Raw genomic sequence first — 17784 nt, forward strand, 5'->3', positions numbered from 1 at the left:
GTCAGCCCGCACCAGATAGGTTTTTCCGTCTTATTTGGCCCCGTTCACACCGGAAACTCCTGCTCCGGACGTACCTTTGTGTGCTTGCCTGAGGAGTTGCACCCGGTTTACAATCGTCATCTGGCTTTTCACGTGCATTCTTCCCGCTCCACCCACACGCTGCACTCCCTCCCGCCTCGGGTGTGGCCCTACTCTACTCCGCACCCCCCTACCACGTATTCCGCCCTGCCTCGGCCGCGGATGCCCTGCCCGCTGGCCTGATGCAGGCTGCTGCTTCCAACTATTCTCTCCACCGCCGCCCTCCGCTACTCCTCGCTTTTTACCCGGGAGGACAACTCTCGAACCTATGGAACTTACCAGCCTGGACTTTCAGCAGGCCCGCATCAAACAGGTGCTGTTCAAGTCGCGCCTGCGCTCCGTGCTGTACGGGGTGCGGGAAGCGGACGACGCCCTGTTTTCGGTGCGCGACAATCCGTTGGGACAGTGGATCGAGACGGTGATCAAGCCGCGGGCGGGCTCCACGGCCGCTGTGCGGGAACTGGAGCGGCTGCTGTCCGGCACCCTGCAGACCGGCCGCCAGTTGGTAACTATGCACCAGCGGGGCCAGCTGGAAGAAGCCCGCAAGGGCCTGGAGCAAATTGAAACCTACGGCTCTCGTATGGAGGATGTACTCCGCAAAATGGAACAGGAGTTGGTGTAGCTCCTTCTGAAAGCACACTGCTCACCCGATGAAGCCCTGCCTCCGGTGGCGCTTCGTCGGGTGAGCTCGCGCCGTACACACTGAATTACTGGCGTTGCGCGTCGGTTCGGCGGAGCTCTAGCACACAACTTTTCGGGTGGAGGAATAGTATGAGGAGGCACTCCGCCCCGCTGACTTCTTTCTTACGTGCTTCTCATGCCTGACCTCTCCACTTCTGCGGCTGTCACTACCTCCCCTATCGTGCTGGCCGGTGCTACGGGTCAGCTAGGCCTGCTTACTGCTTACTACCTGCGCCAGCGCGGCGCGTCGGTGCGGGCCTTGGTGCGGCCCAAGTCCGTTCATTCAGCCGAAGTGGAATCGTTACGCCTACAAGGCGTAGAAATAATGCCCGTTGATTTCGGCAGTGTGCCCGACCTTACCCAGGCCTGCACGGGCGCCAGCTGCGTGGTGTCGGTATTGTCGGGGCTGCGGGAGGTGATTGTGGAAGCCCAGTCCCGCCTGCTCGATGCGGCGGTGGCGGCCGGGGTTCCCCGCTTCATTCCCTCCGATTTTTCGGCCGACTTCACCCGCCTGCCCGAAGGTACCAACCGCAACTTCGACCTGCGGCGGGAGTTTCAGCGGCGGCTGGCGCAGGCTCCCATCCAGGCCACCTCCATCCTCAACGGAATGTTTATGGACCTGCTCACCGGGCAGGCTCCGCTGGTGCAGCCCGCCATCGGCCGCATCGTGTACTGGGGCAACGCCCACCAGCCGCTCGACTTCACCACCATGCGCAACACGGCCGAGTACACGGCCGCCGCCGCCCTCGATGCCACCACCCCGCGCTACCTGCGCATTGCCGGGCAGGTAGCCAGCATTGAGCAGCTGCGGGCCGAGGCCAGCGCCGCCCTGGGCCGGGAGTTCGGGCTGCTGCGGGTGGGTAGCCTGGGCGTGCTGCGCGGCCTCAGCCAGCTCACCCGCACCCTGGCCCCGGCCCCCACCGAGCCTTTCCCGGCCTGGCAGGGCATGCAATACCTGCACAACATGCTCAGCGGCCAGGCCAAGCTGCCCGAGCCGCTCGACAACGACCGGTACCCCGGCATCCGATGGACCACCATCGGGCAGGTGCTGGCCCCCCGGCCCTAGCCCGGCCCCGGGCTTGCGGTTCCCCGGCTTTTTCGTTTCTTCCCCGCATGAAACGCGTTCTGCTCAGCGGCCTGATGGGCCTGCTGCTCCCCGGCCTGGCCCTGGCCCAAACGGCGGCCCCCGTCGCGCCTGCCGCCCCGCCCGCCGCCGCGGGCACCCGCTCCGGCAACCCCATCTTCCCCGGCTGGTACGCCGACCCCGAAGCCGTTATCATCGGAAAGCAGTACTGGGTGTACCCCACCTACTCGGCCCCGTTCGGCCAGCAGGTGTTTCTGGATGCGTTTTCCTCCCCCGACCTGGTGCACTGGACCAAGCATCCGCGCATCTTGGATACCACGGCGGTGAAGTGGGCCCGCCGGGCCATGTGGGCCCCGGCGGTGGTGCCCAAGGATAGTCGGTACTACCTGTTTTTTGGGGCCAACGATGTGCACGAAGGCGAAATCGGGGGCATTGGCGTGGCCGTGGCCGACCGGCCCGAGGGGCCCTTCCGCGACTACCTGGGCAAGCCCCTCATCGGCAATATCCACAACGGAGCCCAGCCCATCGACCAGTTTGTGTTCCGTGACCACGACGGGCAGTACTACATGGTGTACGGCGGCTGGTCGCACTGCAACATTGCCCGCCTCCGGCCCGATTTCACCGGCTTCCTGCCCTTCCCCGATGGAACCACCTACAAGGAAATCACGCCCGAGCACTATGTGGAGGGCCCGATTATGTTCCGGCGGCAGGGCCGGTACTATTTCATGTGGAGCGAGGGCGGCTGGACCGGCCCCGACTACTCCGTGGCCTACGCCGTGGCCGATTCGCCGCTGGGACCCTGGCAGCGGGTGGGCAAAATTCTGCAGCAGGATGCCCGCGTGGCCACCGGGGCCGGCCACCACTCGGTGGTGCAGGTGCCGGGCACCGATGAGTGGTACATCGTCTACCACCGCCGCCCCCTCTCCGAAACCGACCAGAACCACCGCGTTACCTGCATCGACCGGCTCTACTTCGATAAGCAGGGCCGCATTCAGCCCGTAAAAATCACCCAGACCGGCGTACCCGCCCGCAAGCTCTAAGTGGTAAACTTGCAGTTGCAAGCCTCAAGCTATTTTACTATCGATCAGGTATTTACAGCAGGCATACTACCCGTTTACTTTTGACGCGCTACCTAAGCGCCCCGCAGCAGCAGCGCATCACGCAGGGGCACAGAACGTCAGGCAGAGCGCAGTGAAGCATCTCGCCTGGCTGACGTTGTGTTAGTAAACCTGACGAAGCGGTAGAGATGCTTCGGCTGCGCTCAGCATGACGGTCTCCACTACAACATCAGCCAAGCGGGATGCTTCGGCTGCGTCTCGGCCTGACGGTTTCCACTACAACGTCAGCCAAGCGGGATGCTTCGGCTGCGCCTTGGCCTGACGGATGGTTGGCCTGCTGGCCTGCTGCGCCACAGGGCCGCGGCCAGACGGGCGGCTTTCCGCGTTTCCCGGCAACTGGCGGCGGGCTATTTCAGCCTGATGCCCTGCGCTTCCATGGCCTGCTCGGTGCGGGCGTGGTTGGCCTTGTACTCGGCGTGTTGGGCCTCGGTACGCTCGGTGCCCAGGCTGGCCAGGTGCTCGCGCAGCTTGTCGGCGGGCATATCGGCACCGTAGGAAGGCGTGCCGGGCTGCTGCCGCCACGACTCGTGCAAAGTGCCGTCGTCCACGGCGTCGAAGCCCAGTTCCTCCACCACGGCCATTACTTTCTGCTTGGCGGCGGCATCGTCGGAAGCTACGGGCAGGGCAATGCGGCCGGGCGTGCCCTTGGGCTGGCCTTTGTCCACAATGTGCTGGGCGTAGATGTTGTTGAACACCTTCACCACGGGGCGGCCCAGGTGCTGCTGCACCCACTCGCTCTCGGTGAGGCTGCCGGTTTCCAGCTCCGCAATCTTGCCGTCGCGCAGCATGGGGTAGTAGTTGCTGGTATCGATAATGGGCGTCTCGCGGGGCACGCCGGCCAGCAGGTCCTTGGGCAGGTCGGGGATGTTTTTGAGCGGGATGGTTACCACTACCAGGTCGGTGCCGTGCTGGGCGGCTTCCTCGGCCGTCACGGCCTTAGCACCCGTTTTCTGCTCTAGGTCTTTGAGGGTTTCGGGCCCACGGGAGTTGGCAATGTATACCTGGTGGCCGAGGCCCGTCAGCCGCCCGGCGAGGGCGCTGCCGATGTGGCCGGCGCCAATGATTCCGATGTTCATAGGTTGCGTTGTTTGGTTCATGCGTCGGCGGGGTGCCGGTGCACGGTGGTAAACAACGGAAGTGGGGGTTTTGATTATTGCCTTTTCGAATTTGTTTAACAATCAAACTTAAAGCACATCTAGTATTATTTTTTATTTTTCACTATACACTAATCACTCATATAAAATAAAATACACCATCTTTAAGCAAGATGGTGTATTTTACAACACAACAAAAAACAAAATTAGGCGAGTAATTTTCTATATTTTAATTCATTTTTTTACAAATTTATTTCTATTGTTAATATCATTGATAATTTTTTTATAACTATTTTTTTTATTTATTTGACTATACAACTCAGTAATTCTTTCTGAAGTCAATTCAGATACTACTCTTTCGAATACCTTGGAAGAAGCATTCTTTTGATAAGAAGTGCTTAACTCAAGGTTCAGCTTATTTCTTTTGAGAGCTTCCATTTGTTCCGGCTTTTTTTGTGACTAACGTTGTATCGTCCTTTTGAGTTACAGCAGCTAGCGCTAATTTAAGCGACAGGCTACCTTCATGTTCAACAGACTGAGGGCTCTTATGTTCATCACTTGCTGTCTCTTCCTCCCCTGTCTGCGTCATTGAGGGTTCTTGATTCTTTTCATCGTCTGCGTCAGACACCTGCCCCATAGATTTCAGATACATTTTTGTCAAATCAAAAATGGCTGGCTGTCCATTTTCTCTACGCAGGTAAGGGAATAACCAATGTTCTATTAGTAACTCTTTGTCATTGAGAAGACGCACATTGGGAAAAATAGATTCTGCTTCTTCAAAATCAATCACAAATCCATGTGACGGATATCCAGCAATCAAGTAAGTTATTAAGTCCTCTTTGTCAGTCAATCTTCTACCATATGCATCTGCAATTTGAATTGCTCTCTGAACCTCTCCCAGCTTAACAGGGTCAATTTGCGCGCTAATTGGAGATACTAAGCCTACTGTAAGCTTTGATGCAATTTCAGCAGCTGTTCTTGTTGTTATTGTATAACCGCTTCGTTGTTTAATATTAAAAAATGCTTTTTCAAATGTTGGAAACAGTTGTTCACTAAGCGAAGCCAAACTTTGTAAATAGCTTAAACCTGAAGTACTAAGCATTTCATCATCTTTCGCTAACTGAATATCCAATGGACCAAGTTCACCAAAGTCGCCCATAATGATTTCATCAGCTCCGAGGGCAATGAGTGTACCTGTACTTTTACAGCTTCCACATACGAAAAGAATCAGCTTACTATAATATCTTTTGATAATCCTGACCATCCTGTATCCAGCATCAGGGTCTCCCCCATACGTAGTAAGGAATAGCGCGCAGTTTGCCTTTTTATCAGCATGACCTCGGATTAGATGAACAAATTCATCTGCTGAGTTCTCTGTTACTGTAGAGTTGAAAAGATAGAGGTCAGCCTCTAAATTATTGGATAATTCCAGCAAATCTTCTTTTTTCATCAGCTTATTTAGCTAGGGTAAATCATTGTTTTACTCGCCTAAAAAAACATTGAAATTTCCTTATAACAAAGTGTTTAAGTCTGGAATCTTCGCCCCGCGCTCCTGGGCTACCTGCTGGGCCAGCTCGTAGCCCGCGTCGGCGTGGCGGAAGACGCCCATACCGGGGTCGGTGGTGAGCACGCGGCGCAGTCGCTCGGCTTTTTCAGGGGTGCCGGTGGCCACGATGACCATGCCGGAGTGCGTGCTGTTGCCGATGCCCACGCCGCCGCCGTTGTGCAGCGACACCCAGTCGGCGCCGCTGGCGCAGTTGGCCAGGGCGTTGAGCAGGGGCCAGTCGGCTACGGCATCGGAGCCGTCCTTCATGCCCTCGGTTTCGCGGTTGGGCGAGGCCACGGAGCCGCAGTCGAGGTGGTCCCGGCCGATGACGATGGGGGCCGATACTTCGCCGCGGGCTACCAGGTCGTTGATAACCAGGCCGAACGTTGACCGCTCGCCGTAGCCCAGCCAGCACACGCGGGCGGGCAGGCCGATGAAGGGCACCTTGGCCTGGGCCTTTTCGATCCAGCGGCGCAGCATCTGGTTGTCGGGGAAGGTTTCGAGCAGGGCGCGGTCGATGCGCAGGATGTCCTGCGGGTCGCCGCTGAGGGCCGCCCAACGGAAGGGGCCTTTGCCCTCGCAGAACAGCGGACGGATGTAGCCGGGCACGAAACCGGGGTAGAGGAACTGGCCGTTTTCGTCGCGCACTTGCAGGCCGCCTTTTTCGGCTTGGCCGCGCAGGTTGTTGCCGTAGTCGAGGGCCACGGCCCCGCCGGCCTGCATATCAATAATGGCTTGGCAGTGCTTCACGATGGAGGTCAGGGCCAGGCGCTTAAACTCCTCGGGATTGGTTTTGCGCAGCTCCAGCACCTGGTCCACGTCGCCCTCAGGGATGTAGTCCATCAGGTCGTGGGCGGAGGTCTGGTCGGTTACCACGTCGGCCTTGAAGCCGCGCTGCAGCAGCTCGGGCAGCACGGTGGCGGCGTTGCCGGTCAGGCCGATGCTCCAGCCTTTGCGCTCCTGCTTGTATTGCTGCATCAGCTCCAGGGCGTGGTCCAGGTCGCGGGCCTGCTCGTCCACGTAGCCTTCGCGCACCTTCTGCTTCACGCGGGCGTCGATAGGCTCGATGACCAAGCACACGCCGTCGTTCATGCTCACGGCCAGCGGCTGGGCGCCCGACATGCCGCCGAGGCCGGCCGTAACGGTGACGGTGCCGGCCAGCGTGCCGCCGAAGTGCTTGTCGGCCACGGCGGCCAGAGTTTCGTAGGTGCCCTGCAGGATGCCCTGGGTAGCAATGTAAATCCAGGAGCCGGCCGTCATCTGCCCGTACATCATCAGGCCCAAGCGGTCCAGCTCATCGAAGTACTCCTGGGTGCTCCAGGCGGGCACGATGTTCGAGTTGGCAATGAGCACCCGCGGGGCGTGGGCCCAGGTGCGCAGCACGCCCACGGCCTTGCCCGACTGCACCAGCAGGGTTTCGTCCGCTTCCAGCTCCTTCAGGCTCTTGACGATAGTCTGAAACTCCTTCCAGTTGCGGGCCGCGCGGCCGGCGCCGCCGTACACAATCAGCTCGTCGTACACCAGCGACACGGCCGGGTCGAGGTTGTTTTCGAGCATGCGCAGGGCCGCTTCGGCTTCCCAGGTTTTGCATCGTAGCTCGGGGCCGTGCTTGGCCCGCACAGTTTCGGCGGGCTTGTACTCGTAGTACATGGGCCGCTGGGCGGGCTTGGCCTGGGCGTTGGCGTCGTCGGAGGCGGTAGTGGCTTCGAGGTTCAGCTCGGGAGTATCGAGGGCGGAGTGCGACATGACCAGGAATATTTTGGGTGGGAGTTGGGAGCCGGAAGTTAGGCTTTTTGCTCGTGTGCAGACTTCTGTTGCCTCAACAGTCCGACCGCCTCATGGTACTGGTACGCTCACGGGCTTTCCAGCCGGCTTACGGGCTGAAAAGCCCGGTTCATCTAATAATAATATGGCATTCCTATACCAAACAACATCTTTGCCGTATGAGTCGTCAGTCGCCTGATTTTGGGCCGCCACCCAGCTTCTCAACCCCAGTATATGCAGCGTTTATTTACCTTCCTTCGCGTTCTGGTTTTGTTTCTGCTACTAGTAGTCGGAGCTGCCAACCGCCCCCGTTCCCAGGCTCAACCCCGGCTCACCGACGACGTATCGGGCCTGCTACAGAAAGTTCCGCTGCTTAAAGGGTAGAGTAGGTTAGCGGCACCAGCCAGCAGCACTATTTTTGGGTTTATTCCTCAACGCAAGGCTTCGCTTTGCGTTTTTTGTTTCTGACAGGCAAGCAGCAAATATTATGGTTTTCATATAACGGGTTTTATTTGCATATTGCCTTGGCAAATGCGCACTTCCTGTTATGAGCGAGATACTGCAATTTCTGAAAGATGGGCTGCATTGGTTGGGTGACGTGCTGCTGGACGGCCTGCTGGCTGACTTTTTCGCCTGGCTCAGCGACTGGCTGACGTCCTAGACGGTGGCATTATCGGCGTCCCGTTGCCGAGTTCTTCGCGCCCACATGCTTCGGCAGCAGCTTCTCCTGCCTGCGTCAAGCCGGCCTTCTCCGTAGTCAGCCCTACTTCGAAAGAAATAAAAAACCCTCACTACGCTACGCAGTGAGGGTTTTTGGTGATCCCGCTGGGATTCGAACCCAGGACCCATACATTAAAAGTGTATTGCTCTACCAGCTGAGCTACAGAATCAGTTTCTTTGTAACCGGCGAGCGTTTCTCGCTGATTGTGGCACAAAAGTAGATGCCCAAACCTAACTGTGCAACTGTTTTGCTGAAAAAACTCTGTATTTTTTTCCTGTTTCCGACGGTTTTTACTCAATCCATTCAGGCCCAAAAAGTTAGTCCGGCCCTTCAGAAAGCCGATTCTTTGTTTCAGGCGGGTCAAGTGGAACAGGCTTACCCGCTCTACCGTCAAGCCCGGGAGCAGGACGGGCAACAATCGGTGCGGCAGTTGCTGCGCATGGCTTATGTGCAGGAGGAATTGGGTCATTATCCGGCCGCTCTGTATTATCTGAGCCTAGCGCAGGCCTGGCAGCCGCGCAATGCTACCTGGCACAAAATAGTGAGCCTGGCACAGGAGCACCGCCTCACCGGCTACCCCGACTCGTGGCGGCAAAACCTGCTGATTACGGTGCAGCGCTACTACTACCGCCTGCTGCAGGGACTGCTGATTCTGGCCGTGGTGGGTGGTACCCTGCTGCTGCTACGCCGCCGCACCGCCGACCGGGCCTGGTGGGCGACGTACGCAGCTTACCTGCTACTGATAGGAGTATATCTGAATATGCTGGCCCCCGGCCGGGTTGGGCTGGTGGCCCGGCCCCGGGCCCCACTGATGGCCGGCCCCAGCGCAGGCTCTACCTGGCTGACTACTGCGGCCCCCGGCGACCGGTTTGAAGTGCAGGGCCAGCAGGATATCTGGCTCCGGGTGCAGTGGCAGGGCCGCAACGCCTACATTCGCCGGCCCGATTTACTGCTGGTGGAGTAGCGCAGCGGCTACTGCCGGGCCAGTTGCTGCCGCAGCCATGCAATGCCCAGCGGCACGGCAAAGATGGTCACGGTCAGAATAGTCAGGCCGGCCTCGGCCGTTTCGCTGCTGAGGAAGCGGCTGAACGGATGCGCGGGCGCGAAATGCTCCACCAACGACAGCAGCAGCTTCAGCCCCAGCAGCCCGATAACCACGAAGGCCGCCGTTTCCAGGAAGGGGTAGCGGCCCATCAGCAGCACGAACGCCTGGGCTACTAGCCGCATGGCCAGAATCCCGATAAATACGCCCAGGCATACCAGAATCAGATTATCAGTGAAGGCTACCACGGCAAACACGTTGTCGATGGAGAAGGCCAGATCCATTAGCTCAATGAGGGCAACGGTGGCCCAGAACTGTCCGAAAGCACCCAACGTGCGGCGGTAAATCCAGCTTCTCTCCTTATCGGGCGCATCTTCCTCCCCACTGCTCTTGGGCAGGAAGTAGCTGACGGCCAGGTACAGCAGGTACAACCCACCCAACGGCTTCAGAAACCAGATATTGACCAGATACGCCGCAAACAGAATGCAGATACCCCGGAACACGTAGGCCCCGATGATACCGTAGCGCAGAGCTTTCTGGCGCTGCTCCCGGGGCAGGTCGCCCACCATAGTAGCCAGCACAGCCGCGTTATCCACGGAAAGCAGACTTTCGATAATAATCAGGTTGCCCACGATGGCCAGGGCCGCCAGCGGGTTATCCAGAATCTGCTGCAGGTACTGGTTCATGCGGGGGAGTATGGACGGGCAGGTGGGGGCTACAAAACGAAATCGGGCTCTTCCTTGCGAAAATGGTTCAGCACCAGCTTATCGGCCAAGCCAGGCAGCCACTTGTTCAGAAATACGGTGAGCTTACCCGTGCTGGTGAGCACCAGGTCGCGGCGGCGCTGGCGCACGGCTGCCAGCAGGTGCTGGGCCACTTCCTCGCTGCTCATCATCTTCTGTTCGTCGCGTGGCGATTCGCCCTGCTGGGAGCCGTCGGCGGCCAGGGCCACGTTGCGGATGTTGGAGCTGGTGAAGCCCGGGCAGGCCAGCAGCACGTGCACGCCCTGGGGCAGCAGTTCGGTGCGCAGCGCCTCCAGGAAGCCGTGCATGGCAAACTTGGAGGCCGAATAGCCCGTGCGGCCCGGCAGCCCCCGGTAGCCGGCAATGCTGCTGATGCCCACGATGGAGCCCTTGGCCTGGGTGATGTAGGGCAGAGCAAACTTGGTGGTGTACACGGTGCCGAAGAAATTGGTTTGCATCAGCTGGCGGATTACGTCCAGGCTGGCGTCGCGGAACAGGGCGCGCATGCTGATGCCGGCATTGTTGATGAGCACGTCCAAACGGCCAAACGCGCTAATGGTTTCGCGCACGGCCCGCTCCGAGTCGGTTTCCAGACCCACATCGGCCCGCACGGTGCGGTGCTGCACGCCCAGGCGGGCCAGCTCCTGGCTGGTTTCCAGCAGGCGGGCCTCGTCGCGGCCGGTGATGACAACGCGGGCTCCGGCCCGGCCAAACTCCAGAGCCGTAGCCCGGCCAATGCCGGAAGTACCGCCCGTTATCAAAACAACTTTATCTTTCATGATGCAGCGCAAAGCACGTTACCGCGTTGGTAGCGGCGGGGGGCAAAACTACGGGTATTTTCAACAGCCCCCCGACTGAAAGGCCGCTTCCGACGAATTTCCACTGCCAATTCCCAACTAGCTTCTATATTGAGTCGGCAGCCGGAAAAATGATATTTTGCCTTTCCTTGGCTCACTTTTCCGGCTGCCTCTCTCCCGCTTTCTTACTTCCAGCTATATGATACAACCACTACGCGCTCTGATGGGTGAACGGGGATGGTATGCCTCCGGGTTATTAGCCCTGCTACTGCCGCTGTTTTCGCCATCGGCCCGGGCCCAGAGCTGTCCGCCGGCGGCCAGTGCCTGCACCCCGGGTAACGCCCCGACCAGCAACTACGCCTTCGGCATGGGCATTCTGAGCGTGACGCTGGGCAGCCTCAGCAACAGTACCGGCGGAGTGCAGGAGGGGTACCGCAACTATGCCTGCTCCCTGGCCCCGGCCGCCCTCACGCTGGGCGTTGATGTTCCTATCACTATCCGCACGAATAACAATGCCGACGAGAACGTGCGGGTGTGGGCCGACCTCAACAACGATGGCACCTTTAACCCCACGGCGGAACTGGTGTTCAGCTCAAACCAGAAGCGGGTGCATACCGGTGCCGTGCGGCTGCCGGCCGGTACCGTTACGGGGGTGAAGCTGCGCCTGCGCGTGGCCGCCGACTACGTGAATGCGCCCGTGCCCACCCCCTGCTCAACCCCGCAGTTTTCCCAGACCGAGGACTACGCCATTACCGCCACCGCCAGCACCGTGGCCCCCGTTGCCGACTTCAGCGCGGACCAGACGCGTACCTGTACCGGTACCGTGCAGTTCACTGACCTGACGCAAAACGGTCCCACCAGCTGGCTCTGGAACTTTGGCGACGGTGCTACCAGCACACTGCAAAGCCCCAGCCACCGCTACACTAGCGCCGGCACGTATTCGGTCAGCCTGACGACCTCCAACTCGGTGGGCAGCAGCACCAAAACCCGAACCGGCTACATCACCTACGACAATGAAGTACCGGTGGCAGCCTCCTGCGCGCCCGCTACGACGGCGTACTGCTGCGGCTATGGCATTATGCAGGTTAAAATCGGCACCTTCGTTTCTTCCTCGGCCGATGGACAGGCCGGCTATGAGGATTTCACGTGCACCCGCAAGCTGGAGCTGATGACCGGTAACCGGTACGCGCTCAGCATCCAGACCGGAACCGGTAACCCCCACGATACCCGCGCCTGGCTGGATATGAACGGCAACGGCACCTTTGAGAGCAGTGAGCTGATTATGCAGGTTCTGAACACCAGTAACCCCACCGGCTCTTACCAGGTGCCCGCCACCGCCCCCCTCAACCAGCCCCTGCGCCTGCGCATAGCGGCCGATTTTGTGGGTTCCGGCTTCACGGCCTGCGGAGGCATTCAGTACGGTCAGGCGGAAGATTACACGGTTATCCTGCGCCCGAACGTGCAGCCCCCGGTGGCCGATTTCACCTCTAATTACGTGCCCGGTACCTGCCAGAGCACCATTCAGTTTATGGATGCCAGCCAGAACAGCCCTACCAGCTGGCTCTGGAATTTTGGCGACGGCACAACCAGCACCTTGCAAAACCCCAGCCACCGCTACACCTCCACTGGCAATTTCACCGTATCGCTCACGGCCCGCAATAGCTTTGGGGCCACCACTGTATCGCGCAGCAATGCGGTGGTGGTGGCCATTCCGTGCCTGCAGTACTGCACCGCCTTCGGGGGCAACACCTCTTTCTGGATTACGGGTGTTACCCTCCAGACCCCGCAGACCAGCCAGTTCACCAACTCTTCGGCCGCCGACCCCAACGGGTACGGCAATTACATCGGGCAGGTCATGACCCTCAAGCTGGGCCAAACCTCTTCCCTGAGCATCACCTGCAACGCCAACTTTCAGCGGGTAACCACCGTGTGGCTGGATTGGAACCGGGACGGGCAGTTCAGCAACTCGGAGCTGGTGGCCAACCAAATTACTTATAACCCAGCCCTGATAGCCGTAACGGTACCCAGCCAGCCGAACCTGGCCGGCTTTACCCGGATGCGCATTATTGCCCGGCTCAACAACAACACGGCGTACTCCTGCACTGGCACCACCGTTCAGCCCAACACCGAAATTGAGGACTATACGGTGCAGATCATTCCGACTACGGCCACCCGGGAAGCGGCTACGCTCCCGGCCCTTACCGTATCGCCCAACCCAACTGCTACCGGGCTGGTGGCTTTGCGCCTGACCGATGGTAGCGCCGCCGGCCCCTACGCACTGGAGGTTACCAACGCGGTGGGTACCTGCGTGTACCGCTCAGCGGTGCGCCTGAGTTCCTCGGCCGAAACCACGCTTAACCTCAGCCAGTTGCCCCGGGGGCTATATCTACTCCGGCTGCGTGACTCACGGGGCCAGATAGCAACCCGCCGCCTGCTGCGGGAATAGCGGCTCCTTAGTCCTTACCAGGCCGGCACTTTTTTACTTCTCTTCCTATTCTATGCGCACACCTTTACTGCGTACCTGTCTGCTTCTGCTGGTATGCTGGCTGGCAGCTCTGCACCCGGCTGCCGCCACCCACCTGCTGGGCGGCGAAATGAACTATAAGTATCTGGATGCCAATGGGCCCGTTGGTGCTCCGTTCCGCTACCAGGTAACACTGACGGTATATCTGAACAAGGAAACCGGCTCGGCCGCCCCCGATGGGCGCGCTTCCGTGGACATTACGTTCTACAACAAGTCGCAGGCCGGGGCCCGTATTCAGGCGGTAACAATTCCCCGCACCAGCTTCGTGGAAATCACGCCCCCTTCGCCGGGCGGCTGTACCCAGACCGGCAGCCAGCCGCCGCGGGTTACGCTGGCCAAATACGTGACCATCGTGAACCTGCCGCTCTCGTTTGATGGGTACTACGCCGTGTACACGGACATAGCCCGCAACGTGGACGTAACCAACCTGCAGAACCCGGGAGCTACCAACCTGACGCTGTACATGGATATGGCCCCGCCCCTGCTGCCCAACTCGTCACCGGTTTTTTCGGATACGGCCGTGGCCGTCATCTGCCAGGGCGACACCAGCATACTGCTCAACAACGCCTACGACCCCGACGGGGACCGGCTGATCTACTCATTTGGCACTCCTTATCAGGGTCAGGCCCCGTTTGCCAGCTTCACCCCGCCCCCACCCTCGGTTACCTATGCGCCCACCTATAGCGTGACGCGGCCCTTTGGGCCAAACGGCTACGCGGCCCTGAACGCCAGCACCGGCCTGAGCTACTACGCAACGCCCAACCTGGGCAAGTACGCAGTGGCCGTAGATGTGAAGGAGTACCGCACCATCAACGGGCGGGAAGTGCTGGTGGGCACCACCCGGCGCGATATTCAGCTGGTTTCCAGGCCGTGTCAGGCTAATCAGGCTCCCGTGTTTACCCCGCCTTCGGTGGCGGTGAAGGAATTTACCGTAGAGGAAGGGCGCATTCTAAGCTTTGCCATTACCTCTACTGACCCGGAAGGCAAGCCGCTCACGATGCGAGTCAGCAGCGTGCTGCTGGATGGCGGCGGCCCACTGGACTTCAGCGTGAATGGCAACCAGGGAACAGTATCCGGGGGCAGCCCCGTGGGCAGCGCATCCATTTCCGGCACGGCCGCGGTTACGGGCAACTTCGCCTTCAATACCCGCTGCGGCGATGCCCGGGCCACGCCCTACGACGTGGTAGTGTCCGTGAGCGACAACACCTGTGGCAGCAAGACGATTTCAGAAGTGTACCGCATTACCGTAACCCGGGCCGCCGGGCCCAACCGGATTCTGGGGGATACCGTGGTGTGCGACCGGACGCAGCCGCTGCTCTACGTGGCAGGCGGCCCCACAGCCGGCTCTTACCGCTGGACGGTGCGGGGCGGCACCATTCAAGGAACCAGCACGGGCAGCACGGTGCGGGTGCTCTGGAATGCGGCTGGCACCGGTACGCTCACCCTGCGGGGTGTCTCCGGCCTGGGCTGCCCCACCGATTCGGTGCAGCGCACGGTGGATATCCGCACCCTTATTCCACTAGCCGTCAGCCCGAACACCAGCATCTGCCCGGGGGGCTCCGCCACGCTCACGGCCAGTGGCGGGCAGGCATATTCCTGGACCAGCAGCACCGGCCAGACGTTTGCCGGCAGTACCATCACGGTAGCCCCCGCTCAGACCACCACCTACACCGTATCGACTACGGATGGGGTGTGCACGGCCACCCGGCAGGTAACCGTGACGGTGAACCCGGCGGCCGTGGCCAATGTCGGCTCCGCCCAGACTACCTGCTCGGGCACGCCGGTTACGCTGGGCAGCCCGGCCCAGGCGGGCTATTCCTACCAGTGGAGCCCCGCTACCGGCCTGAGCAGTGCCACGGTAGCCCAGCCGGTTTTCACCCTGGCTAATACAACTTCCGCCGCGCAACTTTACACCTACACGCTCACGGCTACTACGGCTCAGGGGTGTTCGGCTACCAGCACGGTTACCATCACGCTGAACCCGGCCGCCGTAGCCAATGCCGGCATTGATCAGGCCGTATGTTCGGGCACGCCAGTTGCGCTGGGCAGCCCGGTCCAGGCGGGCTATTCCTACCAGTGGAGCCCCGCTACCGGCCTGAGCAGTGCCACAGTAGCCCAACCAACCCTGACGCTTGGCAATACAACCAGCACCGTACAGGTGTACACGTATGTGGTAACGGCCACTACGGCCCAGGGCTGCCTGGCCCGCGACACGGTGCGCATCACCATCAATCCGGCCGCCGTGGCCAATGCCGGCAGCAACCGCACCGTGTGCTCCGCCGAGGCTACCCTACTGGGCAGCCCGGCCCAGGCGGGCTATTCCTACCAGTGGAGCCCCGCCACCGGCCTGAGCGGCGCAACCCTGGCCCAGCCAACCTTTAGCCTGCCCAACAGCGGAGTCAGCCCCCAGACCTACACGTATACGCTCACGGCCACTACGGCCCAAGGCTGCGTAGCGACCAGCACGGTTACCATCACCGTAAATCCCGCAGCGGTTGCCAACGCCGGGCCTGACCAGGCCTTGTGCGACAAAAAACAGGTGACTATTGGCACGGCGGCGCTGGCCGGCTACACCTACCAGTGGAGCCCGGCTGCCAACCTGAGCAGTGCTACCACGGCCCGGCCCATATTCACGGCCCGCAATACCACCCAGTCGCCGCTGGTGCTTACCTACGTGGTAACGGCTACTACCGGCCTGGGCTGTTCCGCCCGCGACACGGTGCGCGTTACGGTGAACCCACGGCCGCTGCCCGACAGCATTCAGGGCTCGGCCTCGGTGTGCCCCACGGTGCAGGGTGTGCAGTACAGTATCCGCAATCCGCGCAACACGGCGTATCAGTGGCTGGTAGCGGGCGGCACCATTGCCAGCGGCCAGGGCACGGCCAGCATCATCGTTAACTGGGGTAGTGCTACCGGTTCGGCCTCCGTTAAGGCTTTTCAGCTCAATTCGTTCGGCTGCTCCTCGGATACCGTAACGCTGCCGGTGCGCGTAAACCAGCAATTGGCTACCCCGCGGCCTACGGGTCCGTTGCAGGTGTGCCTGGCCGATGGACCTTTCACCTACCAGACGCAGTACACCACCGGCTCCGTGTATGGCTGGCAGATTGTGGGCGGTACGCAGGTCAGCACCACCCTAGCCTCAGTGCAGGTGCGGTTTACCCGCGTAGGTCTGGCTAAACTGGTGGTAACGGAATCAAGCAACCCGGCCGGAGGCATCTGCCGGGGCCTGAGTGATACGCTATACGTGAACGTGCTGCCCTCACCGGCCAGTAACCTGGCCATCAGCGGCCCCGCCCGGGTGTGCGCGGGCTCCGGCAACGTGGTGTTCTCACTGCCCGGCGGAGTGGGTTCTACCTACGCCTTCACCCTGAACGCGGCTCCTGTAACCGGCTCCGGCAATACGCTCACGCTGCCCGTACCCGCCGCCAGCGCCACACCCTACACCGTTACCATCCAGGAAACCAACGCCAGCGGGTGCGTGGGCCAGCCTTACACCAAAACCTTCCTGGTAGTGCCGCCGCTGGCCATAACCGGCCCGGCCAGCTACTGCCCCGAAGCCCGTACGGGCCTTACCTACTCCGCCACCACCCTGCCCGGCGGCCAGTACCAGTGGACGATTACCGGCGGCACCCTCACCAGCGGGCAGGGCAGCGGCACGGTAACGGTGGATATACCGGCCGGCTCAGCCACGGCTACGCTCAGCGTAACCGAAACCACCAGCCAGAGCTGCGCGGCCACCTTCACCATCCGGCCCGATAACGCCGCCGTGCAGCTGGCCTCGGCCTCGGTGGAGGCCGCCGCCCAGGACCGTAGCATCACGCTGGCGCTACAGGTGCCCAGCAACACCGGCAACACCAACCGGGTGCAGATTCGGCGCCGCGACGCGGGCAGCACCGGGCCCTACACTACCGTGGGTACCGTGGCCAACACGGCCACCTCGTTTACCGATACGGGCGTGGATGCCGACAGTAAAGCCTACCAGTACCAGCTGAACCTGACCAACGCCTGCGGCACGGTGCTCAGCAGCCAGGAGCACACCACTATCCTCGCCAAAGCCACGGCCACCCAGAGCACCGGGGGCCGCAACGTGGGCCAGGCGCAGGTGACGTGGACGGCCTACCAGGGCTTTGCGGTGAAGGAATACCGCGTGAGCCGGGTGGCCGACAACGGCACCGCTGAGCTGGTGGCCACCGTGAGCGGCTCTACCCTGCGCCTGGAGCTGCCCAGCAGCACGGCCGGATTCAGCCAGTGCTTCCGGGTGCAGGCCATCAGCACCGATGCCACCCCGCGCACTTCCGCTTCCAACGATGCCTGCGTGAGCTTCGACAACAAGCTGGGCTTCTACAACATCATTACACCCAACGGCGACGGCAAGAACGACGTGCTCTGGATTGATAACGTGCAGCTCTACCCGCGCAACACGCTCACCATCTTCAACCGCTGGGGCAAGCAGGTGTACGAAACCCGCAACTACACCAACACTTACGACGGCCGGGAGCAGGCGCAGGGCATGTACTACTACTTCTTCAAGCTGGAAGATGGCACCAGCTACAAAGGCTGGTTTGAGATTGTGCGGTAGCACACACTAACCA

At 60.7% G+C, this 17784-nt stretch carries 11 protein-coding genes and 1 tRNA gene; 6 read left to right on the forward strand and 6 right to left on the reverse strand.

Annotated elements, in window-relative coordinates; translation table 11 throughout:
- Window positions 1-346: 346 nt before the first annotated feature.
- From ACN19L_RS05235 to ACN19L_RS05245, 3 genes are all read left to right on the forward strand, one after another.
- Window positions 347-700 (forward strand): hypothetical protein, encoded by a 354-nt coding sequence (locus ACN19L_RS05235; protein ID WP_426492477.1) that lies wholly within the window; start codon window positions 347-349, stop codon window positions 698-700.
- Between the two features lie 195 nt (window positions 701-895).
- Complete coding sequence (locus ACN19L_RS05240) at window positions 896-1825, forward strand: NmrA family NAD(P)-binding protein (protein ID WP_426492478.1); 930 nt, start codon at window positions 896-898, stop codon at window positions 1823-1825.
- A gap of 47 nt (window positions 1826-1872) precedes the next feature.
- Entirely contained in the window at window positions 1873-2883 is a 1011-nt protein-coding gene (locus ACN19L_RS05245; RefSeq protein WP_426492479.1) for a glycoside hydrolase family 43 protein, read from the forward strand.
- A gap of 425 nt (window positions 2884-3308) precedes the next feature.
- Here the strand turns inward: ACN19L_RS05245 and ACN19L_RS05250 are convergent, their stop codons facing one another.
- From ACN19L_RS05250 to ACN19L_RS05265, 4 genes are all read right to left on the reverse strand, one after another.
- A complete protein-coding gene (locus tag ACN19L_RS05250; RefSeq protein ID WP_426492480.1) occupies window positions 3309-4139 on the reverse strand; it encodes an NADPH-dependent F420 reductase in 831 nt (276 codons plus the stop codon).
- 331 nt (window positions 4140-4470) lie between these two features.
- The gene (locus ACN19L_RS05255) at window positions 4471-5505 is read right to left on the reverse strand and encodes an SDH family Clp fold serine proteinase (RefSeq protein ID WP_426492481.1); all 1035 of its coding nucleotides are present in this window, start codon (window positions 5503-5505) and stop codon (window positions 4471-4473) included.
- Window positions 5506-5565: 60 nt separating this feature from the next.
- Window positions 5566-7347, reverse strand: coding sequence for a urocanate hydratase (gene hutU / locus ACN19L_RS05260; protein ID WP_426492482.1), 1782 nt, complete (start codon window positions 7345-7347; stop codon window positions 5566-5568).
- A gap of 832 nt (window positions 7348-8179) precedes the next feature.
- Window positions 8180-8255 (reverse strand) — tRNA-Lys (locus tag ACN19L_RS05265).
- Between the two features lie 195 nt (window positions 8256-8450).
- Here ACN19L_RS05265 and ACN19L_RS05270 point away from each other — a divergent pair.
- A complete protein-coding gene (locus ACN19L_RS05270; RefSeq protein WP_426492483.1) occupies window positions 8451-9050 on the forward strand; it encodes a hypothetical protein in 600 nt (199 codons plus the stop codon).
- Between the two features lie 8 nt (window positions 9051-9058).
- Here the strand turns inward: ACN19L_RS05270 and ACN19L_RS05275 are convergent, their stop codons facing one another.
- Window positions 9059-9814 (reverse strand): TerC family protein, encoded by a 756-nt coding sequence (locus ACN19L_RS05275; RefSeq protein WP_426492484.1) that lies wholly within the window; start codon window positions 9812-9814, stop codon window positions 9059-9061.
- 29 nt (window positions 9815-9843) lie between these two features.
- Window positions 9844-10650 (reverse strand): SDR family oxidoreductase, encoded by an 807-nt coding sequence (locus ACN19L_RS05280; RefSeq protein WP_426492485.1) that lies wholly within the window; start codon window positions 10648-10650, stop codon window positions 9844-9846.
- Between the two features lie 217 nt (window positions 10651-10867).
- On the opposite strand from ACN19L_RS05280, the gene ACN19L_RS05285 reads away from it, so the two are divergent.
- Window positions 10868-13114, forward strand: a complete 2247-nt coding sequence (locus ACN19L_RS05285) for a GEVED domain-containing protein (protein ID WP_426492486.1) — start codon at window positions 10868-10870, stop codon at window positions 13112-13114.
- A gap of 52 nt (window positions 13115-13166) precedes the next feature.
- On the forward strand, window positions 13167-17771 hold the full coding sequence (locus ACN19L_RS05290; protein WP_426492487.1) for a gliding motility-associated C-terminal domain-containing protein: 4605 nt from the start codon (window positions 13167-13169) through the stop codon (window positions 17769-17771).
- Window positions 17772-17784 lie beyond the last annotated feature (13 nt).

Source organism: Hymenobacter sp. 102 (assembly GCF_049949205.1).
Taxonomy (GTDB): Bacteria; Bacteroidota; Bacteroidia; order Cytophagales; family Hymenobacteraceae; genus Hymenobacter.